The organism is Pseudomonas paeninsulae, from assembly GCF_035621475.1.
In the GTDB taxonomy this organism is placed as follows: Bacteria; Pseudomonadota; Gammaproteobacteria; order Pseudomonadales; family Pseudomonadaceae; genus Aquipseudomonas; species Aquipseudomonas paeninsulae.
Window position 1 is genome coordinate 893,384 of record NZ_CP141799.1, and the last position, 19,290, is coordinate 912,673.

General features: G+C 58.1%; 16 protein-coding genes, 1 other RNA gene and 3 pseudogenes. 14 read left to right on the top strand and 6 right to left on the bottom strand.

Annotation, left to right across the window (positions count from 1 at the left end; all coding sequences use genetic code 11):
- Positions 1 to 11 precede the first annotated feature (11 nt).
- Positions 12 to 404 (top strand): 4-carboxymuconolactone decarboxylase, encoded by a 393-nt coding sequence (gene pcaC, locus VCJ09_RS04020; protein ID WP_324733229.1) that lies wholly within the window; start codon positions 12 to 14, stop codon positions 402 to 404.
- Between the two features lie 48 nt (positions 405 to 452).
- Here the strand turns inward: pcaC and VCJ09_RS04025 are convergent, their stop codons facing one another.
- Entirely contained in the window at positions 453 to 923 is a 471-nt protein-coding gene (locus tag VCJ09_RS04025) for a MarR family winged helix-turn-helix transcriptional regulator (protein ID WP_324733230.1), read from the bottom strand.
- Positions 924 to 1,088: 165 nt separating this feature from the next.
- Here VCJ09_RS04025 and VCJ09_RS04030 point away from each other — a divergent pair, with 165 nt between their 5' ends.
- The 7 genes from VCJ09_RS04030 (at position 1,089) to mhpT (ending at position 10,247) form a co-directional block, all read left to right on the top strand.
- Positions 1,089 to 2,192: a polyamine ABC transporter substrate-binding protein gene (locus VCJ09_RS04030; RefSeq protein WP_324733231.1), complete on the top strand. Its 1,104-nt coding sequence runs from the start codon at positions 1,089 to 1,091 to the stop codon at positions 2,190 to 2,192.
- Between the two features lie 383 nt (positions 2,193 to 2,575).
- Positions 2,576 to 3,406, top strand: a complete 831-nt coding sequence (locus tag VCJ09_RS04035; RefSeq protein WP_324733232.1) for a p-hydroxycinnamoyl CoA hydratase/lyase — start codon at positions 2,576 to 2,578, stop codon at positions 3,404 to 3,406.
- Between the two features lie 73 nt (positions 3,407 to 3,479).
- Positions 3,480 to 4,928, top strand: a complete 1,449-nt coding sequence (locus tag VCJ09_RS04040; protein WP_324733233.1) for an aldehyde dehydrogenase — start codon at positions 3,480 to 3,482, stop codon at positions 4,926 to 4,928.
- A 140-nt stretch (positions 4,929 to 5,068) separates the two neighbouring features.
- Entirely contained in the window at positions 5,069 to 6,949 is a 1,881-nt protein-coding gene (locus VCJ09_RS04045) for a feruloyl-CoA synthase (RefSeq protein ID WP_324733234.1), read from the top strand.
- Positions 6,946 to 8,184 (top strand): thiolase family protein, encoded by a 1,239-nt coding sequence (locus tag VCJ09_RS04050; RefSeq protein ID WP_324733235.1) that lies wholly within the window; start codon positions 6,946 to 6,948, stop codon positions 8,182 to 8,184. The genes VCJ09_RS04045 and VCJ09_RS04050 overlap by 4 nt, the downstream gene beginning before the upstream one ends.
- A 193-nt stretch (positions 8,185 to 8,377) precedes the next feature.
- Entirely contained in the window at positions 8,378 to 8,992 is a 615-nt protein-coding gene (locus tag VCJ09_RS04055; protein ID WP_324733236.1) for a DUF3237 domain-containing protein, read from the top strand.
- Positions 8,993 to 9,062: 70 nt separating this feature from the next.
- Positions 9,063 to 10,247: a 3-(3-hydroxy-phenyl)propionate transporter MhpT gene (gene mhpT / locus VCJ09_RS04060; RefSeq protein WP_324733237.1), complete on the top strand. Its 1,185-nt coding sequence runs from the start codon at positions 9,063 to 9,065 to the stop codon at positions 10,245 to 10,247.
- Between the two features lie 106 nt (positions 10,248 to 10,353).
- On the opposite strand, the pseudogene VCJ09_RS04065 reads toward mhpT, so the two are convergent.
- Positions 10,354 to 10,440 (bottom strand): annotated as a pseudogene (locus tag VCJ09_RS04065) (LysR family transcriptional regulator); the annotation flags it as partial.
- A gap of 17 nt (positions 10,441 to 10,457) precedes the next feature.
- Here VCJ09_RS04065 and VCJ09_RS04070 point away from each other — a divergent pair.
- The 4 genes and pseudogenes from VCJ09_RS04070 to VCJ09_RS04085 all read left to right on the top strand — a co-directional run.
- A pseudogene (locus tag VCJ09_RS04070) lies at positions 10,458 to 10,584 on the top strand (LysR family transcriptional regulator); the annotation flags it as partial.
- Between the two features lie 32 nt (positions 10,585 to 10,616).
- Entirely contained in the window at positions 10,617 to 10,787 is a 171-nt protein-coding gene (locus tag VCJ09_RS04075; RefSeq protein WP_324733238.1) for a hypothetical protein, read from the top strand.
- A gap of 52 nt (positions 10,788 to 10,839) precedes the next feature.
- Positions 10,840 to 11,308 (top strand): annotated as a pseudogene (locus VCJ09_RS04080) (ProQ/FinO family protein).
- A 379-nt stretch (positions 11,309 to 11,687) separates the two neighbouring features.
- Positions 11,688 to 12,632: an IS1595 family transposase gene (locus VCJ09_RS04085; RefSeq protein WP_324733239.1), complete on the top strand. Its 945-nt coding sequence runs from the start codon at positions 11,688 to 11,690 to the stop codon at positions 12,630 to 12,632.
- Here VCJ09_RS04085 and VCJ09_RS04090 read toward each other — a convergent pair.
- Together VCJ09_RS04090 and VCJ09_RS04095 are read right to left on the bottom strand one after the other, a co-directional pair.
- Positions 12,623 to 13,783: a tyrosine-type recombinase/integrase gene (locus tag VCJ09_RS04090; protein WP_324734592.1), complete on the bottom strand. Its 1,161-nt coding sequence runs from the start codon at positions 13,781 to 13,783 to the stop codon at positions 12,623 to 12,625. The genes VCJ09_RS04085 and VCJ09_RS04090 overlap by 10 nt on opposite strands.
- Positions 13,784 to 14,199: 416 nt before the next feature.
- Positions 14,200 to 14,985, bottom strand: coding sequence for a hypothetical protein (locus VCJ09_RS04095; protein WP_324733240.1), 786 nt, complete (start codon positions 14,983 to 14,985; stop codon positions 14,200 to 14,202).
- Between the two features lie 45 nt (positions 14,986 to 15,030).
- On the opposite strand from VCJ09_RS04095, the gene istA reads away from it, so the two are divergent.
- On the top strand, positions 15,031 to 16,530 hold the full coding sequence (gene istA / locus VCJ09_RS04100; RefSeq protein WP_324734593.1) for an IS21 family transposase: 1,500 nt from the start codon (positions 15,031 to 15,033) through the stop codon (positions 16,528 to 16,530).
- The gene (istB, locus tag VCJ09_RS04105) at positions 16,523 to 17,326 is read left to right on the top strand and encodes an IS21-like element ISPst3 family helper ATPase IstB (RefSeq protein WP_324733241.1); all 804 of its coding nucleotides are present in this window, start codon (positions 16,523 to 16,525) and stop codon (positions 17,324 to 17,326) included. The genes istA and istB overlap by 8 nt, the downstream gene beginning before the upstream one ends.
- Before the next feature lie 171 nt (positions 17,327 to 17,497).
- On the opposite strand, the gene VCJ09_RS04110 is transcribed toward istB, so the two are convergent.
- On the bottom strand, positions 17,498 to 18,718 hold the full coding sequence (locus VCJ09_RS04110) for an integrase domain-containing protein (protein WP_324733242.1): 1,221 nt from the start codon (positions 18,716 to 18,718) through the stop codon (positions 17,498 to 17,500).
- A 184-nt stretch (positions 18,719 to 18,902) separates the two neighbouring features.
- Positions 18,903 to 19,290, bottom strand: a transfer-messenger RNA (tmRNA) gene (ssrA, locus tag VCJ09_RS04115).

Below are 19,290 nucleotides of genomic sequence, written 5' to 3' on the forward strand. Positions count from 1 at the left end.
GAGCGTCAACGATGGACGAGAAACAACGTTACGAAGCCGGTATGCAGGTGCGCCGCGCAGTGTTAGGCGATGCCCATGTCGATCGCAGTCAGGACAACCTGACGCCGTTCAACAGCGAGTTCCAGGAAATGATCACCCGTCATGCTTGGGGTGATATCTGGACCCGCCCCGGCTTGCCAAGGCATACCCGCAGTTTGATCACCATCGCCATGCTGATTGGGATGAACCGCGAGGCTGAGCTGAAACTGCACCTCAAAGCAGCGAAGAATAACGGCGTGACTCGCGATGAGATCAAGGAAGTGCTGATGCAGAGCGCGATCTACTGCGGCATCCCGGCGGCCAACGCAACCTTTCACCTGGCGGAAGAGGTGTGGGATGAAATGGGGGTTGAGTCGTTAGGCTAAAACTGTACGAATTAGGGGGCATCTGCGGCCGGCAGATGACCTCTGCATTTATTCGTCACGGTAGAGTTTGCCGAGCAGCGCCAGCAATTGTTCGCGCTCTTCGGCGCTCAGTGCGCTGCTGGAGTCCAAATCGCTTTGCTGTACCACTGTCTTCAATTGCTTGAGCAGTTGCTCGCCGGCCTTGCTGAGAAACAAACCATAAGAGCGTTTGTCTGGGTTGCTGCGCACGCGCATGGCCAGCCCTCGTTCTTCCAGCTTATTGACTAATAGCACGGCTTGCGGCGGCTCGATTGCCAGTGCTCGAGCAAGCTCGGCCTGCATCAATCCTGGGGATTGCTCAATGATGGTCAGCGCGGTGAATTGTGCCGGACGTATGTCATAGGCCTCCAGCCGGGCAGCCAGGTTGCTGAAGAACTTCATTTGGGCACGACGCAGTACATAACCAACCAAGTTGTGCAGTGAGCTGTCGAGCGCGCTGGCAGCGTCGTCGTCTGACAGGGTATTGGCTTTACGAGACATACGAGTCCAACCTGATGGAGGGTTTTTGATTAATTATGGTAACTATTATTGCTGCGAGTGGGTAGATTTATGCCGGACTGGGTTACACCAGAAATATTCAGCTATGTGTTGTTGCGCTGAAATGTATGCCGCTAGAGCTTACGCTGGAACCCTTGGAGCTGATTCATGAGTCCGACCATCACCAAACTGCTGGCCCTATTGGGCAGCGCACTGTTGAGTGCGTCTGCGCATGCTGCCGAGGGCAAGACGGTCCATATTTACAACTGGATCGAGTACCTGCCCGAGGAGATCCTCCAAGCCTTCGAGGCCGAGACGGGGATTCGGCCGGTTTATGATGTCTTCGACAGTGCCGAACTGCTGGAATTTAAGCTGTTGTCCGGGAACTCGGGGTATGACGTCGTTTTCCCCGGTAGCTCGGGCATTGCCAGGCTCATCCAGGTTGGAGCCTTGGAGCCGCTGGAGCGCAGCAAATTGAGCAACTGGCAGCATCTGGACGACCGATTCATGCAGCAGTTGGTCATTAGTGGCGATCCTGGTAATCAGTATTCGGTGCCTTATATGTGGGGCACCACGCTGATTGGATATAACGTCGACAAGGTACGCGAAGCATTGGGTGTCGATGCCCGGCTGGACAGTTGGGAGCTGATATTCCGCCAGGACACCATGGCCAAGCTGTCCAGTTGTGGGGTGGGCTTTATCGACTCGGCGAGTGAAATTTTTCCCATTGCCCTGCGTTATCTGGGGCTGGCGCCGCACTCACTTGAGGCGAGTGATTACCAGCAGGCTAAACAGCTGATGCTGGGCATTCGCCCCTACATCACCTATTTCAATTCCTCGCGCTACGGTATGGATCTTGCCAACGGCGATATCTGTGTCGGGGTTGGTTGGTCGGGCGGCGTTGCGCAGGCAAGCACACTTGCAAAGGCGGCAGGCAACGGCGTGAAGATTGAGATGATCCTGCCGAGGGAAGGTGCCCCCATGTGGATCGATGTGATGGTTATCCCCAAGGGCACCCCACACATTGATGAGGCGCATGCCTTTATCAACTATATCCTGCGTCCCGAGGTGATCGCCAAGATCAGTAATGCACTTGGTTATCCGAATGCCAACAAGGATGCGACAGCCCTGGTGGACGAAAGTATCCGGGGCAATCCCGCGATGTATGTCCCAGATGACAGGCTACCGTTGCTTTATTCGTTACAGGGGTTGCCCCTTGCCGCTGAGCGGCTGCGCACTCGAGCCTGGAGCGCAATTCGCGCGGGTAAGTAGGTCGTTCATGGCGCTGTTCAGTCGAGTTCAATCGCGTATCGGCATGTGCTGATTGGCGCGCCAGGACGCGGAGAGATGGCTGTTGCGCTCCATTGAAATAATGGCGTTAACATTATTAGTTATTGATAGCCACCTGCTGAAAATTCATCAGTCTTGCGGTGCTGATCTTTATATTTTTCAAAAATATTAAAGCGCATTTAAGAAGTTTCTTGTTAAGAAATCGCAGATATTTTCGATTTTTAGCAATTTTACTGAAGCTAGATCAAATTCCGCCATTTTTGACCCGCCTGGTGATGCCTGAAATATTGAAATATTAGTTAATTGACATAACTAATATTTCGGCTTAGCTTTGCCTCAACCAAACAGGCAGGCAAGGGTGTGACATGAACAACTACGAAAATCGCTGGCAAACCGTGAAGGTCGAACTGGAAGCGGGTATAGCCTGGGTGACGCTCAATCGCCCGGAAAAACGTAACGCGATGAGCCCGACGCTGAACCGTGAAATGGTCGAAGTGTTGGAAGTGCTGGAGCAGGATGCTGAGGCGCGAGTGCTTGTACTGACCGGTGCCGGCGAAGCTTGGACTGCTGGGATGGATCTCAAGGAGTATTTCCGCGAGATCGATGCCGGCCCGGAAATTCTCCAAGAGAAGATCCGTCGTGAGGCCTCACAGTGGCAGTGGAAACTGCTGCGCATGTACACCAAGCCGACCATCGCCATGGTTAACGGCTGGTGCTTCGGTGGTGGCTTCAGCCCTCTGGTGGCTTGCGATCTGGCGATTTGCGCCGACGAGGCCACCTTCGGCCTGTCCGAAATCAACTGGGGCATACCGCCGGGCAATCTGGTGAGTAAGGCCATGGCCGACACCTGCGGTCACCGCCAGTCGCTGTACTACATCATGACTGGAAAGACCTTCGGCGGGCAGAAAGCCGCGGAAATGGGGCTGGTCAATGAGAGCGTGCCGCTGGCGCAGCTGCGCGAAACCACGATTGAGCTGGCCAACAATCTACTGGATAAAAACCCGGTGGTGCTGCGCGCGGCAAAGATCGGCTTCAAGCGCTGCCGCGAGCTGACCTGGGAGCAGAACGAGGACTACCTGTACGCCAAGCTCGACCAGTCCCGCCTGCTTGATACCGAAGGCGGCCGAGAGCAGGGGATGAAGCAGTTTCTCGATGACAAGAGTATCAAACCGGGCCTGCAGGCTTATAAGCGCTAAGGCACTGAGGTGAGCGCCAGGCCTGAATGGGTATGGCGCACTTCTAGAACAAGTACAACACGAGGAGTTCCCTATGTTCGATGTGCCCTTACTGATCGCCGGTCAGGCCCGCCCGGCTGCCGATGGCCGTACTTTCGAGCGCTGCAGCCCGTTCAATGGTGAAGTGGTATCGCGGGTGGCCGCCGCAACCTTGGAAGATGCCGATGCCGCGGTAGCCGCCGCTCAGGCTGCTTTTCCCGCTTGGGCTGCGCTGTCTCCCGGTGAACGACGCTTGCGTCTACTTAAGGCAGCCGAGTTGATGGAGTCACGCTCGGCCGAGTTTATGGCCGCTGCTAGTGAAACCGGTGCGGCGGCCAACTGGTATGGCTTCAATGTACAGCTGGCCGCCGGCATGCTGCGCGAAGCCGCTGCGATGACCACGCAGATTCTCGGCGAGGTGATTCCCTCGAACGTGCCCGGCAGTTTTGCCATGGGCCTGCGCCAGCCATGTGGCGTGGTGCTGGGCATCGCGCCCTGGAATGCACCGGTAATTCTCGGCGTGCGCGCGCTGGCCATGCCGTTGGCCTGCGGCAACACCGTGGTACTCAAGGCGTCGGAGCTGAGTCCTTTTACCCACCGCTTGATCGGCCAGGTGCTGCATGAAGCCGAGTTGGGTGATGGGGTGGTCAACGTCATCAGTAATGCCCCGGAAGATGCGCCGGCCATTGTCGAGCGGTTGATCGCCAACCCGGCGGTGCGCCGGGTCAACTTCACCGGCTCCACCCATGTCGGGCGGATTGTCGCTGAGCTGGCTGCGCGGCACTTGAAACCAGCGTTGCTGGAGTTGGGTGGCAAGGCGCCGCTGCTGGTGCTGGACGATGCCGACCTGGATGCCGCAGTCGATGCGGCCGTGTTCGGCGCGTACTTCAATCAGGGACAGATCTGCATGTCCACCGAGCGTCTGATCGTCGATGCCAAGGTGGCCGATGCATTCGTGCTTAAACTGGCCTTCCGGGTCGCCAAGCTGCGCGCCGGTCGTCCGCATGAGAAGAGCGCGGTACTCGGTTCGCTGATTGATGCGGCTGCCGGTCAGCGGATCCAGGCGCTGGTCGATGATGCAATGGCCAAGGGCGCATGCCTGGTGGCGGGCGGAGGCCTCGATGGCAGCATCATGCAGCCGTTGTTGCTGGATGAGGTGACCTCGGCGATGCGCTTGTACCGCGAGGAGTCCTTCGGCCCGGTGGCCGTGGTCTTGCGCGGCGAGGGCGACGAAGAGTTGCTGCGTCTTGCCAATGATTCGGAGTTTGGCCTGTCGGCGGCGATTTTCAGCCGTAATGTCTCGCGTGCCCTGGCTTTGGCACAGAGGGTCGAGTCCGGCATTTGCCATATCAACGGACCGACTGTGCACGACGAGGCGCAGATGCCGTTCGGTGGGGTCAAATCCAGCGGTTACGGCAGCTTTGGCAGCCGTGCTTCGATTGAGCACTTCACTCAGTTGCGCTGGGTCACGGTGCAGAACGGTCCGCGCCACTACCCGATCTAGTGCAACTGGCCTGAGCTGTCGGGCGGCTAGAGTGCCGGCCGGTAGTGTCCGGCTCGAAAGAATAAAAACAAGTTGTGCGCCTGGTGCGGTTGCCCCTCTGTGGGGCAACGCAGTGGGCGCTAAAAGAGAAGGAAGGCGAAGTGAATGTTGAATCTGTAGCGCCACAAGGTGCGAGCCGAGTGCGCTATCGCCAGGTCGCCATCGGCAGTCCGGACGTGGAAATCATCTCGGGCCGTGATGGGGCCATCTACATGAAAGCCGCAGAAGCGCTGACACCGCCGCCCGAGCGACTGCTGGAGCGCTTGCTGCATTGGGCCAGGCTAACGCCGGAGGTGACCTTTGTGGCCGAACGCGCGGCGGATGGTAGCTGGCGGCGGATCAGCTATACCGAAATGCTGGCGAACGTGAGGGCGATTGCCCAGGCGTTGCTGGGCTATGGGCTGCCTGCCGAGCGGCCACTGGTGATCCTCTCGGGGAATGACCTGGAGCATCTGCAACTGGCATTCGCGGCCATGTACGCAGGCATTCCTTACTGCCCGGTGTCACCGGCCTATTCGCTGCTTTCTCAGGATCTGGAAAAGCTGCGGCATATCTTCGACCTGCTGCAGCCCGGCCTGATCTTCGCCGCGGATGCCGAGCCGTTCCAGCGCGCCATTGAAACCCTGACACCGGTCGAGCTACCGCTGGTGTTTACCCGTGGCGATCTGCCGGGGCGCAGCAGTGTTGCGTTCGCCCAGTTGCTGCGCCAGTCGGGTGCTGCCGAGGCCGAAGCGGCCTTTGCTGCGACCGGGCCGCAGACCATTGCCAAGTTTCTCTTCACTTCCGGCTCGACCAAGCTGCCCAAGGCGGTGCCCACCACCCAGGGCATGCTCTGCGCTAATCAGCAGATGCTGCTGCAGACCTTTCCCGAGTTCGCCGCCGAGCCGCCGGTGCTGGTCGACTGGCTGCCGTGGAACCATACCTTCGGTGGCAGCCATAACGTCGGCATCGTGCTGTACAACGGCGGCAGTTTGTATATCGATGCCGGCAAGCCGACGGCTCAGGGCATGGCCGAGACGCTGCGCAACCTCAAGGACGTCTCGCCCACGGCCTACCTTACCGTGCCCAAGGGCTGGGAGGAGTTGGTCGGCGCACTGGAGCGCGATGCCGAGCTGCGTACGCGTTTCTTTGCCCGCATCAAGCTGTTCTTTTTCGCTGCGGCAGGCCTGTCGCAGAGTGTCTGGGATCGTCTCGATCGGATCGCCGAGCAGCACTGTGGCGAGCGCATCCGCATGATGGCTGGCCTGGGCATGACCGAAGCCTCGCCTTCCTGCACCTTTACCACCGGGCCGCTGTCGATGGCGGGTTATGTCGGCCTGCCGGCACCGGGTTGTGAAATCAAACTGGTACCGGTTGATGGCAAGCTCGAAGCGCGTTTTCGCGGGCCGCACATCATGGCCGGCTACTGGCGCTCGCCGCAGCAGACGCTCGAGGCCTTCGACGAGGAGGGCTTCTATCGCTCCGGTGATGCGTTGAAATTTGCCGATGCGCAGCAGCCGCAGCTGGGACTGATGTTTGATGGACGGATGGCCGAGGACTTCAAGCTGTCCTCGGGGGTATTTGTCAGCGTCGGTCCGCTGCGCAGCCGCGCGGTGCTCGCCGGCACGCCCTATGTGCAGGACGTCGTAGTGGCTGGGCCGGATCGTGAGTGCCTGGGTTTGCTGGTGTTCCCGCGCCTGGCCGAATGCCGCAGGCTGGCTGAGTTGGCGGCAACGGCAAGCGATGCCCAGGTGCTGGCCAGTGATGCGGTGCGCGCCTGGTTTGCCGAGTGGCTGCGTCAGTTGAACAGCCAGGCCACCGGCAGCGCCAATCGCGTGGAGTGGCTCAGTCTGCTGGAGACGCCAGCGTCAATTGATCGAGGTGAGATCACCGACAAGGGCAGTATCAACCAGCGCGCAGTACTGCAGGCCCGCGCGACTCAGGTGGAGGCACTGTACGGCGACTGTGCACCGCAGATTATTCGCTACGAGGCGGTGTCATGAGTCAGGCGCAGGGGCTGTACTCGGCCTTTGTCGACACTGCAATCCTGGACGCCGTGCGCACGCCTTGGATCGATTGCGGCGGCGCGCTGGCGCAAGTCTCGCCCATCGATCTGGGGATCAAGGTCGGCCGCGAAGTGCTGGCGCGTGCCGCCATCGACGCAGCTTCGGTGGACTGCGTGCTGGCCGGATCGATGGGCCAGGCCAGTTTTGACGCCTATATGCTGCCGCGCCACATCGGCCTTTATAGCGGTGTGCCGCAAAGCGTGCCGGCTTTGGCCGTGCAGCGGATCTGTGGTACCGGCTTCGAGCTGCTGCGCCAGGCCGGCATGGAGCTCGCCAACGGTGCCGAGTTGGCCCTGTGTGTGGCCGCCGAGTCGATGTCACGCAACCCCATCGCCGCCTACACCCATCGCAATGGCTTTCGCCTGGGCGCGGCGGTGGAGTTCAAGGACTTCCTCTGGGAGGCCCTGTATGACCCTGCGCCCGGTATCGACATGATCGCCACGGCCGAGAACCTGGCTCGGCGCTATGGCATCACGCGCGAGCAGGTCGATGCCTTCGCTCTGGCCAGTTTCGAGCGAGCGCTGGCGGCGCGTCAGCAGAGCTGGTACGTGCAGGAGTTGGTTGCGGTAAGCAACGAACGCTTTGCGTTGCCCGGCTATCACGAGCGCGCCATTGAGTTGCCGCGCGGTGTTGAGCGGGTCGAGCAGGACAGCCATCCGCGGGCCACCAGTCTCGAAGCCCTGGCGCGCTTGCGCCCGGTGCATGCCGGTGGTGTGCAGACGGCGGGCAACAGTTGCGCGGTGGTCGATGGCGCGGCGGCGGTGCTGGTTGGACGCGAGTCGACTGCCAGGCAGCCCGTGCTGGCGCGGCTGTTAGCCGTTAGCGCGGTGGGCGTGGCCCCCGAAGTGATGGGCATTGGCCCGGTCGACGCCATCCGCCTGCTGCTGAGCCGCAGTGGGCTGCAACTGGCTGACATCGACTTATTCGAAATTAATGAAGCCCAAGGCGCGCAAGTGTTGGCCGTGCAGCAGACGTTAGAGCTCGATGACGCGCGTCTCAATCGCTGTGGCGGCTCGATTGCCCTGGGCCACCCGCTAGCAGCCACAGGCTTGCGCTTGTGCATGAGCCTGGCCCATCAATTGCGCCAGGGTAATTTGTGCTATGGCGTGGCCTCGGCCTGTATCGGCGGGGGGCAGGGGATGGCGGTGCTGATCGAGAATCCGCAGTGCTGATGGCTTGCATGGTCGGTTTTGACACTCGCATAGGCGCCGCATGCGCAGCCAGGGACTCGGTTTACTGGTTAAAGCAGTGTCGCAGTTGACGGATCGATACACCCGCAGTCTGAGCCGTCGGCAGGACATTTTGCTGTCGGTGATAACAACAATACCTAGAACAATTATTGATCATTTGATGGGAGTACAGCTTATGAGACTTCACCGTAAAAACCCTCTTGCGCGTCGTACGTTGCTCAAGATAGTCGACAGCTTGATCAGCGTATCCAGTGTGATGGCGCTACTGGTTATCAGCGCTGGGGCCGCCGCTACAGAGCTGCAGGAAACCAAGCCGAAGCGCATCGACAGCGAGTTGATCATGCAGATCAAGGTAAAACTGGGGACGGAGGAAGATATGGGTACGGGGGCCGACGGTTATCGTATCAACTACCCGATCATTGGCGGCACCTTCGTCGGTAAAGGCATGCGCGGCACCGTGGTGCCCGGTGGTGCCGATCTGGCTGTGGATCGCAACGATGGAGTAACCCTGATCGACGCGCTGTATCGCCTGAAAACCGATGACGGCCAGATCATCATCATCCATAACGCCGGCATCTGGCGCCTCAATGAGGCGGGCCTGGCCAAGCAGGCCAAAGGCATTGCGCTGGAGGATATGTTGGACAGCGACTCCTACTGCCGCACTGTACCGTCGTTCAAGACCCAGCCGGGTAAATACGCCTGGCTGAGCGACTACATCTTCGTCGGTAGCATCGATTACACCAGTGAAAGCGAAGTGCTGATTGGCGTTTACCGCGTCAACGGTGTGTGATTGTCCTGGTCGTATGCCAGCAGCCTGCTGACATGCAGCCAGGTGAATAACAATAAGAGTCGAGGTCTTCATGCATGCTGCAAATGTTCCGACGGCGTCCCCCCTGCGCACCATCCTGCTCTGTTTTATCGTGGCCATTCTAGAAGGTCTTGATCTTCAAGCCGTAGGGGTGGTAGCACCGGCTATGGCGGCAACCTTCCAACTGGACTCGGCAGCGCTTGGCTGGGTGTTCAGCGCTGGACTGATTGGTCTACTTCCTGGAGCGGTTTTTGGCGGCTGGTTGGCCGACCGATTCGGCCGCAAGAAGGTGTTGATCGGAGCGGTCATCCTGTTCGGTCTTTTCTCCCTGCTTACCGCCTACAGTGCAAGTTACGAGCAGTTACTCGCGGCACGCTTGTTCACCGGCTTGGGCATGGGGGCTGCGCTGCCGATCCTGATTGCCCTATCGTCCGAGGTGGCCAGCGTAGGATTGCGCAATATGGCGGTTAGTCTTACCTATTGTGGCGTGCCGCTGGGCGGGGCGATCGCCGCGCTAATCGGTTTGTTCTCGGTCTCTGGCGACTGGCGTTTTGTGTTTTATGTTGGCGGCGTGGCACCGCTGCTGATTGCCGTGTTGCTGATGCTCTGGCTACCGGATTCAAGGGCCTACCGCGATCAAGGGCTGCCATTGCGCGACACCTCGCAGGCGCTGATGGGGCAGGGTCGTGGTTTCTCTACCCTGCTCCTATGGTGCAGTTGCTTCTGCACACTGACCATTCTCTACATGCTGCTCAACTGGTTACCAACTCTGCTCATCGAGCGCGGTGTGAGTCACCTCGATAGCTCAGTGATTCAGGTGTTGTTCAATATCGGAGGAGTACTCGGCACCTTGCTGGCGGGCCGCTTGATGGACAAGGGTAGGGCGTTGATGGCTGTAGTGCTGGCTTACCTGGGGATGTTTGCCGCGCTGGCGGCGCTGGGGATGGTGGAGCAACTTCAGGGTCTCTACATGGCTGGTATGCTGGCGGGTGCCTGTGCCGTCGGTGGCCAATTGATTCTCTATGCTCTGGCTCCACGCATCTATCCGGCTAAGGTACGTGCCACCGGGGTCGGTGCCGCCGTTGCGGTTGGGCGTCTAGGTTCGATGAGCGGTCCAATGCTGGCGGGCAAGCTGCTAGCTGCCGGGGCGGGTATGAGTGGACTATTGCTGGCTGTATCGCCGTTGGTAGCTATTGCTGCCCTGAGCGCAGCGACATTGCTCGGACGCGATAAATAAATGGTCTAGTCTTAATTTGGTTGATTTAGAAACAGGGTAAACCCGTTATGCCGTGGCCGACTATCCGCACAAAAGCCACCACGCGGATGTCCGTTAGAGAGCACACCTCTAATTGCTGGACGAGCTGCGTCACGCTGGTTTTGCTCATTTGCATGGTGGCTGCGGCCTTGATGAAACTTCCGGTTTCAACCACCCGGGCAAAGGCGGAGCATGGCGTCGATGCCGATGTATGTGGCTTCCCCGCCGAACCGGCATGTTAGCGCCAAGCTGCGGGTATTTATCGACTGGGTCGATGGCGTTGATGGCCGAGCATGCGCCTGTAGTTCAACGCGATTGATTGAGGCCACCTTCGGCCCATTGCGGCCTTTGATGATTGGCAAAAATCTGCCAGCCGCGGGCGATTCAAATAGCATTAATCCAATAACCGTGTTTTTTCATGGTTATGCCAAGTTGGCCCAGCAAGTTTGGCATGTTGAAACGCTGATCACAGCGTATCAATTACCTGATCGCGCCAACGCCTGGTTAGGCGGTTTCATATGACGCATGGGATAATCGTCCGCAACGAATCAACCATGAGTCTGCGAACTGAACGATGAGTTTTGAACAACTAGCTGAGCTACGCGACCGCCTGCGGGCCGAAAAAGAGCAGGTAAAAGCTGACATCAAGAAGCCGTACAAGCTGATGCCTTCCCGGCAAGTGAGTCCTCGTGAGCAAGATCCAGCGGTGGAAGCGATCTGGCGATTACAGAGGCACTTTCCATTGGCTTTTCCGCTCAGTCCGGCCCCAAAGGCTCCGCTTAAAGAAGGCATTCTTAAGGATGCGGAGCAGCATCTAGAGCTGCTCGGCATATCCGGTGAACAGCTCAAGCAGGGCCTCGCAACTTGGTGTCGGGGAAGCCGGTATTGGGCAAGCATGACAGAGAATGCGCAGCGTTTGGACTTGAGCGGCCAGTACCGTTGGTACTGTTACTGCGTCGCAGGCGCTCCATGCGAAGCAGCAGGTCAAGCGGCAGCGCGTGGAAGCGCGACGCAACCAATTAAAACCGAAGGCTTTCGGGTAGCCGAAATAAGCGCGAAGCGATTTGCTTGGCGCACAGCATACAAATAGGTATCTAATCTGGGGCTTGGAGGAGCCACGCAGGCCGGTGACCTTTTGAGAAAAAGGCATACGACTTGAGGTTCAGCGAGAGGGGGCGATGTATTAAACATCGGCAGGAGAGCATTAGCATGCAAACCGGCTTGTAGTAATGCGGCCTATACAGGTCGTCTGACACACTGGGGCCTGTTGAGACCCGCAGGGACGTCACTAGGCTACTCAAACGTCTGCTCGCTGGCAAGTCACTCCGCTCTAAATTTTACCTGATTACGTACCAAGCTCAGTTGCTTCATTGAAACCCCCTGCTACGGTTAACTGTATGAATAACCAGTAGTAGGTGTCCCATGGCCCGTAATCAGGTTCAATTCCAGCCCGGTCTTTCGCTCACTAACTTCCTTAAGCGCTACGCAACCGAGGAGCAGTGTCGCGAAGCGCTCTTCAAGCTACGTTGGCCAGCCGGTTTCATCTGCCCCGAGTGTGGCCATCAGGGCGCCTGCTGCCAATTGGCGCGGCGGCTGTATCAGTGCAACCGCTGCCATCATCAGGCCTCGCTGACCGCGCGGACGATTTTTGACAGTACCAAGCTCCCTCTGACCACCTGGTTCCTGGCGATCTACCTGCTGACTCAACGCAAGAACAGCTTGTCGGCCTTGCAGCTCTCGCGTGAACTGGGCGTGAGCTACAACACGGCCTGGCAGCTCAAGCACAAGATCATGCAGGTGATGTTCGAGCGTGAACGGAACACGGTGCTCAGTGGCCGCATTGAAGTCGATGATGCCTATCTCGGTGGTGAGCGGCCGGGAAAGCGCGGTCGCGGCTCGGAGAACAAGGTTCCCTTCATCGCGGCGGTGCAGACCAGCGCAGAAGGTCACCCTCAGTATTTGCAGATACGCCGTGTACGGGCCTTCACGCTCAAGGCGATCGGCAGTTACGCGCAGCAGTCGGTGGCGCCGGGAAGCACCGTATTCAGCGACGGTCTTGCATGTTTCCGGGCTTTCGATGCGCGGGAGTGCCAGCATTTGCCCATCGTGACAGGGAGTGGTCGGGCCAGTGCCCAGCATCCGACCTTCAAGTGGGTCAACACCCTGCTGGGCAACGTCAAAAACGCCCTGACCGGGACTTTCCATGCGTTCGATCTCAAGCATGCTCCGCGCTATCTGGCCGAGTTCGAGTACCGCTTCAACCGGCGCTTCGACCTTGGTGCCATGATAGAGCGGTTCAGCTATGCCGCACTGAGGACACCGCCTATGCCTTACCGGCTCCTCAAGCTGGCTGAGGTTTATGCGTAATCAGGAAATTTTATTTCATCGAGAAAGTCCGACCACTGCTGCATCATCTCGCGGCGCTCAGGCAGAAATGATGTTCGGTCATATGCGCGTCCTAGTGGATTTTTAACCGTGTGAGCAAGCTGGTGCTCTAGAAGGTCGGGGCGGAACCCTAGCACCTCTGCACCTATGGTTCTCGCTGTGGCGCGAAAGCCATGCCCGGTCATTTCATCGCCCCCGATATCCATGCGGCGCAGGGCGCTGAGAATCGCATTGTTGGACATCGGTCGATCACCTCCGCGTGCTGATGGGAAGACATATCGATGCCGGCCGGTCAGTGGTTTTAGGTCGCACAGAACGGCGATGGCCTGTCGGCTGAGTGGGACCATGTGGTCTGGTCGATCGTGTTTGGCGATGGTTAGCCCTTTCATCTTGTGGCCAGGAATTACCCATTCGCCGGCATCCAGATTGATCTCGGACCATTCCATGTGCCGCAGATCTCCAGGCCTGCAGAACAGCAGCGGTGCCAGTTTTAACGCGCAGCAAACAGGGAGTGTGCCGGTGTAGCTATCCAGTGCCTTCAGAAGTTCGCCGAGCTTTTCAGGATCGGTCACTGCGGCAAAGTGTTTCACCCTCTTGGATGGGAGCGTGCGCGACAGATTGCCTATCTGGTTGGGCGGTGTGATGCCGGCAGCTTCGGCAAACTCGAAAATCTGTTTGTAGATTTGCGCGACACGCCGCGCCGTTTCGCGAGCACCGTGCTTGATGATGCGCTGCAGATTTTCGACCAGCATGGGCGTGCTAATGCTGCTGATGGGTAGCTTTCCCAGCCAGGGGTATGCGTTGAGTTCAAGGCGCTGCCGCACCGTGCGTGTGTACTCGGGGTCCCATGAGGACTCGCGAATACTCAGCCACTGAGTGGCAACCGACTCAAAGGTGTGCTGGTGATCGAGTTGGCTGACTACCTTGGCCATGCGTCTTTGCAGCGACGGGTCATGGCCACCTGCGAGCTGGACACGAGCATCATCACGTTTGCGCCGAGCTTCCAGTAAGCCGACCTCTGGGTAAACACCAAGCGCCAGGCGTTTTTCCTTTCCCAGAAAGCGGTACTTCAAGCGCCAGTAACGGCCCCCGTTGGGCTGCACTTCCAGGTACAAACCCTGTTCGTCATACAGACGGTATGGCTTGTCCTAGGGCTTGGCATTGCGGCAATTGGTGTCTTTCAGGGGCATTGGGGGCACATCCTCTCCGAGCGAGCTGATGAGCGTTTTATGCCCCCATATATGCCCCCGTCAAGCGTGGGATGCCCTGGGAAAAGGTGGGAATCGCTGGGTAATAAAAAAGCCGTAAAGCTTTGATTTCTCTAGGCTTTACGGCTTTTCTGGTCCTTCCTGGGAAGGGTATTTGGTGCCGGGGTAATCTGAAACGATGTCTTAAGCGCATGAAAAATAACACAAAAGTGTGGTTAATAAATTTCATGGAATACTGTTTGGAATACGGTCGCAGGATTTGAACTCGGGAACCTGAGCCTTGTTCCTGAGCCAGCTCTGCCAATCTCTTGCTGATGAATGAAGCCGTTCGTGTCTATTTTTCAAGCGTCGTCTAGGTACATACCAATCTCGGACTCCATCGTTATCAGGCGTTCCAAGACTTGGGCCCGTTTCAGGCGGTGAGTGTCACCTAGCTTATCTAGTAGATCGATCGTCTTTATCGTCAGCATGACGTTGCACTGCTTTTTGTCTGGAGCTCGTTCGTCGAACTGCTGGCGATTCCAGCGCTTCTTGATCTGTTGGATGATGGCTTTCTGCTCATTTTGACCTAAATTCGCTCTATCGAAGTATATGAGAAGCTCTTCGTAATTGCTGATAGGCAGCTGTCGGATCGATATGGATTTTTGGTTCTTCTCCAGCCACTCCCAGGCGCAACTGCAGCGTTTGGCCCCTTCCTTTTTGTCTGCGAACCACTCGAAGGCACTGTCTTTTGCCTTGTGACTAAGCCAGTTGTTATGAAGATGTTCGATTTCGTGTGCTTTCTCTGTGCTACCTAGGGTCCAGAAATCAAGCATGGCGATCAGGTGCGTCCTGCCTGTCAGATGCCCCGAGCGCCGAAGTTGCCCTCGAAGAGATCTAAATTCAGTTATGTCTTCAATCCTTTTACGTAGCCATTCGTACTGTCGCTTATTCCTCTTTTCAATCCAGCTTAAGTAGTCGTCATCAACAAGGTGGCGGTCTTTCTCCAAGGCTAGGCGTCCAATGATGCGAGACCTGCCTTTCAGATACCGGGCGATCTCTTCCCGCATGGTAAAGCTGTTGCCGCTGACCGAAAACTGACCCAGTAGAGGCTGTTCTGCCGACTGAAAACTGACCCAGGTGTTCAACTGCTCCTGCTCAATTTTTGAGCAGGAGAACACAGGGTGATCAGTATGGAAATGATGGGCAAAATTCGCCGGATGTACTTCCGCGACAAGCTGTCGCTGCATGAGATAGCCAAGCGCACGGGGTTGGCGCGCAACACGATTCGCAAGTGGGTCAGAGCACCGGAGGCGAAGCAGCCGGTGTACCTGCGTAAGGCCATTTTCAACAAGCTGAGTGCTTTTCACTCCACGCTGGAGCAGGCGCTAAAAGCCGATTCGCTGCGGCCCAAGCAACAGCGGCGCAGTGCCAAGGCGCTGTTGGCGCAAATCAAAGCCGAGGGGTACGACGGTGGCTATAGCCAGCTCACCGCGTTTGTCCGTGCCTGGCGTGGTGAGCAGGGCAAGGCGTTGCAGGCCTTTGTGCCGCTGACCTTTGCCTTGGGCGAGGCGTTTCAGTTCGACTGGAGCGAAGAGGGTTTGCTGATCGGCGGCATTTACCGGCGCATGCAGGTGGCGCACCTGAAGCTGTGCGCCAGCCGTGCGTTCTGGCTGGTGGCATATCCGAGCCAGGGCCACGAGATGCTGTTCGACGCCCATACGCGAGCGTTCGGCGCGTTGGGTGGCGTGCCGCGCCGGGGCATCTACGACAACATGAAGACCGCCGTCGACAAGGTCAACAAGGGCAAAGGCCGCACGGTGAATGCGCGCTTCGCGGTGATGTGCGCGCATTACCTGTTCGACCCGGACTTCTGCAACGTCGCCTCGGGTTGGGAAAAGGGCATCGTTGAAAAGAACGTGCAGGACAGCCGCAGGCGTATCTGGTTAGACGCCCAAGATCATCAATTTCACTCCTTCGAAGAACTCAATGCCTGGCTGGGCCAGCGCTGCCGGGCACTCTGGAGCGAGCTGGCGCACCCGCAATACGGCGGCCTGAGCGTGGCCGAGGTGCTGGAGTTGGAGCGGGCCGAACTGATGCCTATGCCTGCGCCCTTCGATGGTTACGTCGAGCGGGCGGCACGGGTTTCCAGCACCTGCCTGGTCAGCGTCGGGCGCAACCGCTACTCGGTGCCTTGTGAGTACGCAGGTAAGTGGGTCAGCAGCCGTTTGTATACGACCCGAATCGAAGTAGTCGCGGATGACGCACTGATCGCCAACCACGGGCGTTTGCTGGACCGCGACCAGGTCAGCTATGACTGGCAGCACTACATCCCGCTGATCGAGCGCAAGCCCGGCGCGCTGCGTAACGGCGCGCCCTTTGCCGATCTGCCAGCGCCGCTGCGTCAGCTCAAGCACGGTTTGGGCCGGTATGCCGGCGGTGACCGGATCATGGCGCAAGTCCTGGCTGCCGTACCGGTCGCCGGTCTCGATGCCGTGCTGGTGGCCGTTGACCTGGTACTGGAGAGCGGCAGCCTGAGCGCCGAACATATCCTCAATGTCGTGGCGCGCCTGACAGCGGCTGAGCCACCGCCCAGCGTCGAAACCCACTTGTCGCTCAAAGAAGCCCCCGTCGCCAACACGGCGCGCTACGACCGCCTGCGTGGCCAGACCGAGGAGATCGGTCATGCGTGATTTGATGGCGGAACTCAAGGAGCTTCGCCTGCACGGCATGGCCACTGCCTGGGCGGAGTTGACTGCGCAGGGTGAGTCGAACACAGCCTCGTCCAAGTGGCTGCTCGAACACCTGCTGGAACAAGAGCACACAGATCGTGCCATGCGATCGGTGAGCCACCAGATGAACATGGCCAAGCTGCCGATGCACCGCGACCTGGCCGGCTTCGACTTCAGCGCCTCCAGCGCAGACGCCCGTTTGATCAGCGAGCTGGCCAGCCTAGCCTTTACCGACACCGCGCAGAACGTGGTACTGATCGGTGGGCCAGGCACCGGTAAAACCCACCTGGCCACCGCGCTGGCCGTGTCCGGCATCACCCGGCACGGCAAGCGCGTGCGCTTCTACTCCACGGTCGATCTGGTCAATCTGCTGGAGCGCGAGAAGCACGACGGCAAAGCCGGGCGGATCGCTCAGGCCCTGCTGCGCATGGATCTGGTCATCCTCGACGAGCTGGGCTATCTGCCGTTCAGCCAGGCCGGCGGCGCCCTGTTGTTTCACCTGCTGTCCAAGCTGTACGAACACACCAGCGTGGTGATCACCACCAACCTGAGCTTCGCCGAATGGTCGAGCGTGTTCGGCGACGCCAAGATGACCACCGCCCTACTGGATCGGCTAACCCACCACTGCCACATCGTCGAAACCGGCAACGAGTCCTATCGCTTGCAACACAGCAGCTTGGCGGCCCAGGCAAAGATCAAATCACGGGAACGAAAACGTAAGGCTGGCCAGGAACCGGAGGACGACGAACCGTTTTGACCATGCCGAACGAGTGGCCTGCTGCATGACAGCATGCGGCAGGTTTTCAACAACTGAACTGGGCTAACGAAAGAGGGGGATCAAGAGCAGCTGCGTTGATAGACTTATCCACAGTTGCTGGTAAAGAAATCAGCAATCCGCCCTGGGTCAAATTTCAATCGGCAGGGTGGGTCAATTTTCCATCAGCGCCAACATTCCTGTAGCAGCTTCCTGGATGTGTTCGCTCCACCAGACCATCATCGGTCGTCTGCGCTCGATATAGTCCGCTCTGTTGTAGGCGCTTCGCACTTCGTCCTTGTCGACGTGGGCAAGCGCTACCTCAATCAACTCCGGATCCCAACCTTGTTCGTTGAGGATGGTGCTGGCCATTGAGCGCATGCCATGACTGACCAGCCGCCCTTCGAAGCCCATACGCTTTAGCGCCATGTTGGCGGTCTGGCTGTTGCAATGGGTTCGAGGGTTACGATCTGCGGGGAACACATACTCCCGGTGCCCGCTGTAGGGCTTGATTGCTTCCAGGAGAGCCAAGGCTTGCTCCGTGAGCGGGATAATGTGCGTGCGGCGTTTCTTCATGCGTTCCGCAGGAATCGTCCAGATCCCCTTGTCGAAGTCGATATCCGCCCAGCGGGTGGTGGCCGCCTCTGCAGGGCGGGTCATGGTGTTGAGCTGCCATTCGATCAGGCACCGCGTAGTTCTTTTTATGCTGGCATTGGCAATTGCCACCATGAGCTCTTTCAGCTCTTCGGGAGCAAGTGCCGCCATGTTCTTCTTTTTCGGCTTCTTGAAGACGGAGCGAATCCCACTGAGCGGGTTTGCGTGAATAAGTCCCGAGTTGACCCCGTAAGTCATGATCTCGTTGAGCCGCTGCGACAGCCGTTTAACTGTTTCAAGGCTGCCTTTGGTTTCGAGTGGCCGGAGCAGGTTGATGACCTTAGGGGCACTGATGGATGAGATCGGTGTAGTGCCTAGGTCCGGAAAAATGTGCAGAGTGAGGGAGCGCCAGATGTCCTCGGCGTAGGCCGGGGTCACCGAATCCTTTTTCAGCTCATACCACGCGGTCGATACGTTTTGGAAAGTGTGTTCTGTGGCTGCTTTTTGCGCTTGTCGATCAGCGTCGCGCCTCTCTTTCGGGTCTAGTCCCTGCGCGACGAGTTCCCTGGCCTCAACGGTCCGCTTGCGCGCTTGGGCCAGGCTCACCTCGGGAAAGGTGCCTAGCCCCATGTTGATCCGCTTTTTGGTTACGGGATGGATATAGTTGAAATTCCATAGCTTAGAGCCATTGATTCGCACTCGCATTTGAAGACCGTTGCCATCAGTAAGCGTGTAGTCCTTTTCTTTAGGCTTTGCGGCTTTGACTTTGAGGTCAGAAAGGCGCGTGGCTTGGGCACCCATGGTGTATTCCAGTGCTGATTGTGTATTCCAAAAATTACCAGCTGAGAGCTTGGAATACCACTTGGAATACATAATTACATAGATGTCCGTGGACGCTCATGGATCTCTATAGCGCTGAAAGCCCCGTACTTGCTGGGTTTCAGGCACAAAAAAAGACGTCCGTGGACGTCTTTAGATGTATAGGTGGTGGAGCCGGGGGGATTTGAACCCCCGTCCGCCAGTACTCCGCTGTCGGTTCTACATGCTTAGCCGTGTCTACTGAGTTAACCCTTGGCCGCCCGACGGGCAGGGTGCTTTGGGCGAGTTGTGTAATTTTTAGCCACTTCGTCCACAACGTACTACGCGGCGATTCTGTTCTATATGACAATCATTTCGGGTTTACAGACATCCCCTAATGATTGCTGGAGCCGAAGCTACCAGAAGTGCGACTAGGCTGCTTACGCAGCTAGTTGAGCACCGTAATTGTCATCATTGGCAATTATGGATTTTTGCAACAGTTTATTTACGAGTTCTGTTACCAACTCGGCATGCCCCTCGAGTTTTGCAACCGGCGTCGAATCCTAATCGGCCCC

What these genes read in the sequence shown, in the direction of transcription:
- pcaC (WP_324733229.1), top strand. Translation starts at nt 12, where the DNA reads ATGGACGAGAAACAACGTTACGAAGCCGGTATGCAGGTGCGCCGCGCA.
- VCJ09_RS04025 (WP_324733230.1), bottom strand. Translation starts at nt 923, where the DNA reads ATGTCTCGTAAAGCCAATACCCTGTCAGACGACGACGCTGCCAGCGCG.
- VCJ09_RS04030 (WP_324733231.1), top strand. Translation starts at nt 1,089, where the DNA reads ATGAGTCCGACCATCACCAAACTGCTGGCCCTATTGGGCAGCGCACTG.
- VCJ09_RS04035 (WP_324733232.1), top strand. Translation starts at nt 2,576, where the DNA reads ATGAACAACTACGAAAATCGCTGGCAAACCGTGAAGGTCGAACTGGAA.
- VCJ09_RS04040 (WP_324733233.1), top strand. Translation starts at nt 3,480, where the DNA reads ATGTTCGATGTGCCCTTACTGATCGCCGGTCAGGCCCGCCCGGCTGCC.
- VCJ09_RS04050 (WP_324733235.1), top strand. Translation starts at nt 6,946, where the DNA reads ATGAGTCAGGCGCAGGGGCTGTACTCGGCCTTTGTCGACACTGCAATC.
- VCJ09_RS04055 (WP_324733236.1), top strand. Translation starts at nt 8,378, where the DNA reads ATGAGACTTCACCGTAAAAACCCTCTTGCGCGTCGTACGTTGCTCAAG.
- mhpT (WP_324733237.1), top strand. Translation starts at nt 9,063, where the DNA reads ATGCATGCTGCAAATGTTCCGACGGCGTCCCCCCTGCGCACCATCCTG.
- VCJ09_RS04075 (WP_324733238.1), top strand. Translation starts at nt 10,617, where the DNA reads ATGATTGGCAAAAATCTGCCAGCCGCGGGCGATTCAAATAGCATTAAT.
- VCJ09_RS04085 (WP_324733239.1), top strand. Translation starts at nt 11,688, where the DNA reads ATGGCCCGTAATCAGGTTCAATTCCAGCCCGGTCTTTCGCTCACTAAC.
- istA (WP_324734593.1), top strand. Translation starts at nt 15,031, where the DNA reads ATGGAAATGATGGGCAAAATTCGCCGGATGTACTTCCGCGACAAGCTG.
- istB (WP_324733241.1), top strand. Translation starts at nt 16,523, where the DNA reads ATGCGTGATTTGATGGCGGAACTCAAGGAGCTTCGCCTGCACGGCATG.
- VCJ09_RS04110 (WP_324733242.1), bottom strand. Translation starts at nt 18,718, where the DNA reads ATGGGTGCCCAAGCCACGCGCCTTTCTGACCTCAAAGTCAAAGCCGCA.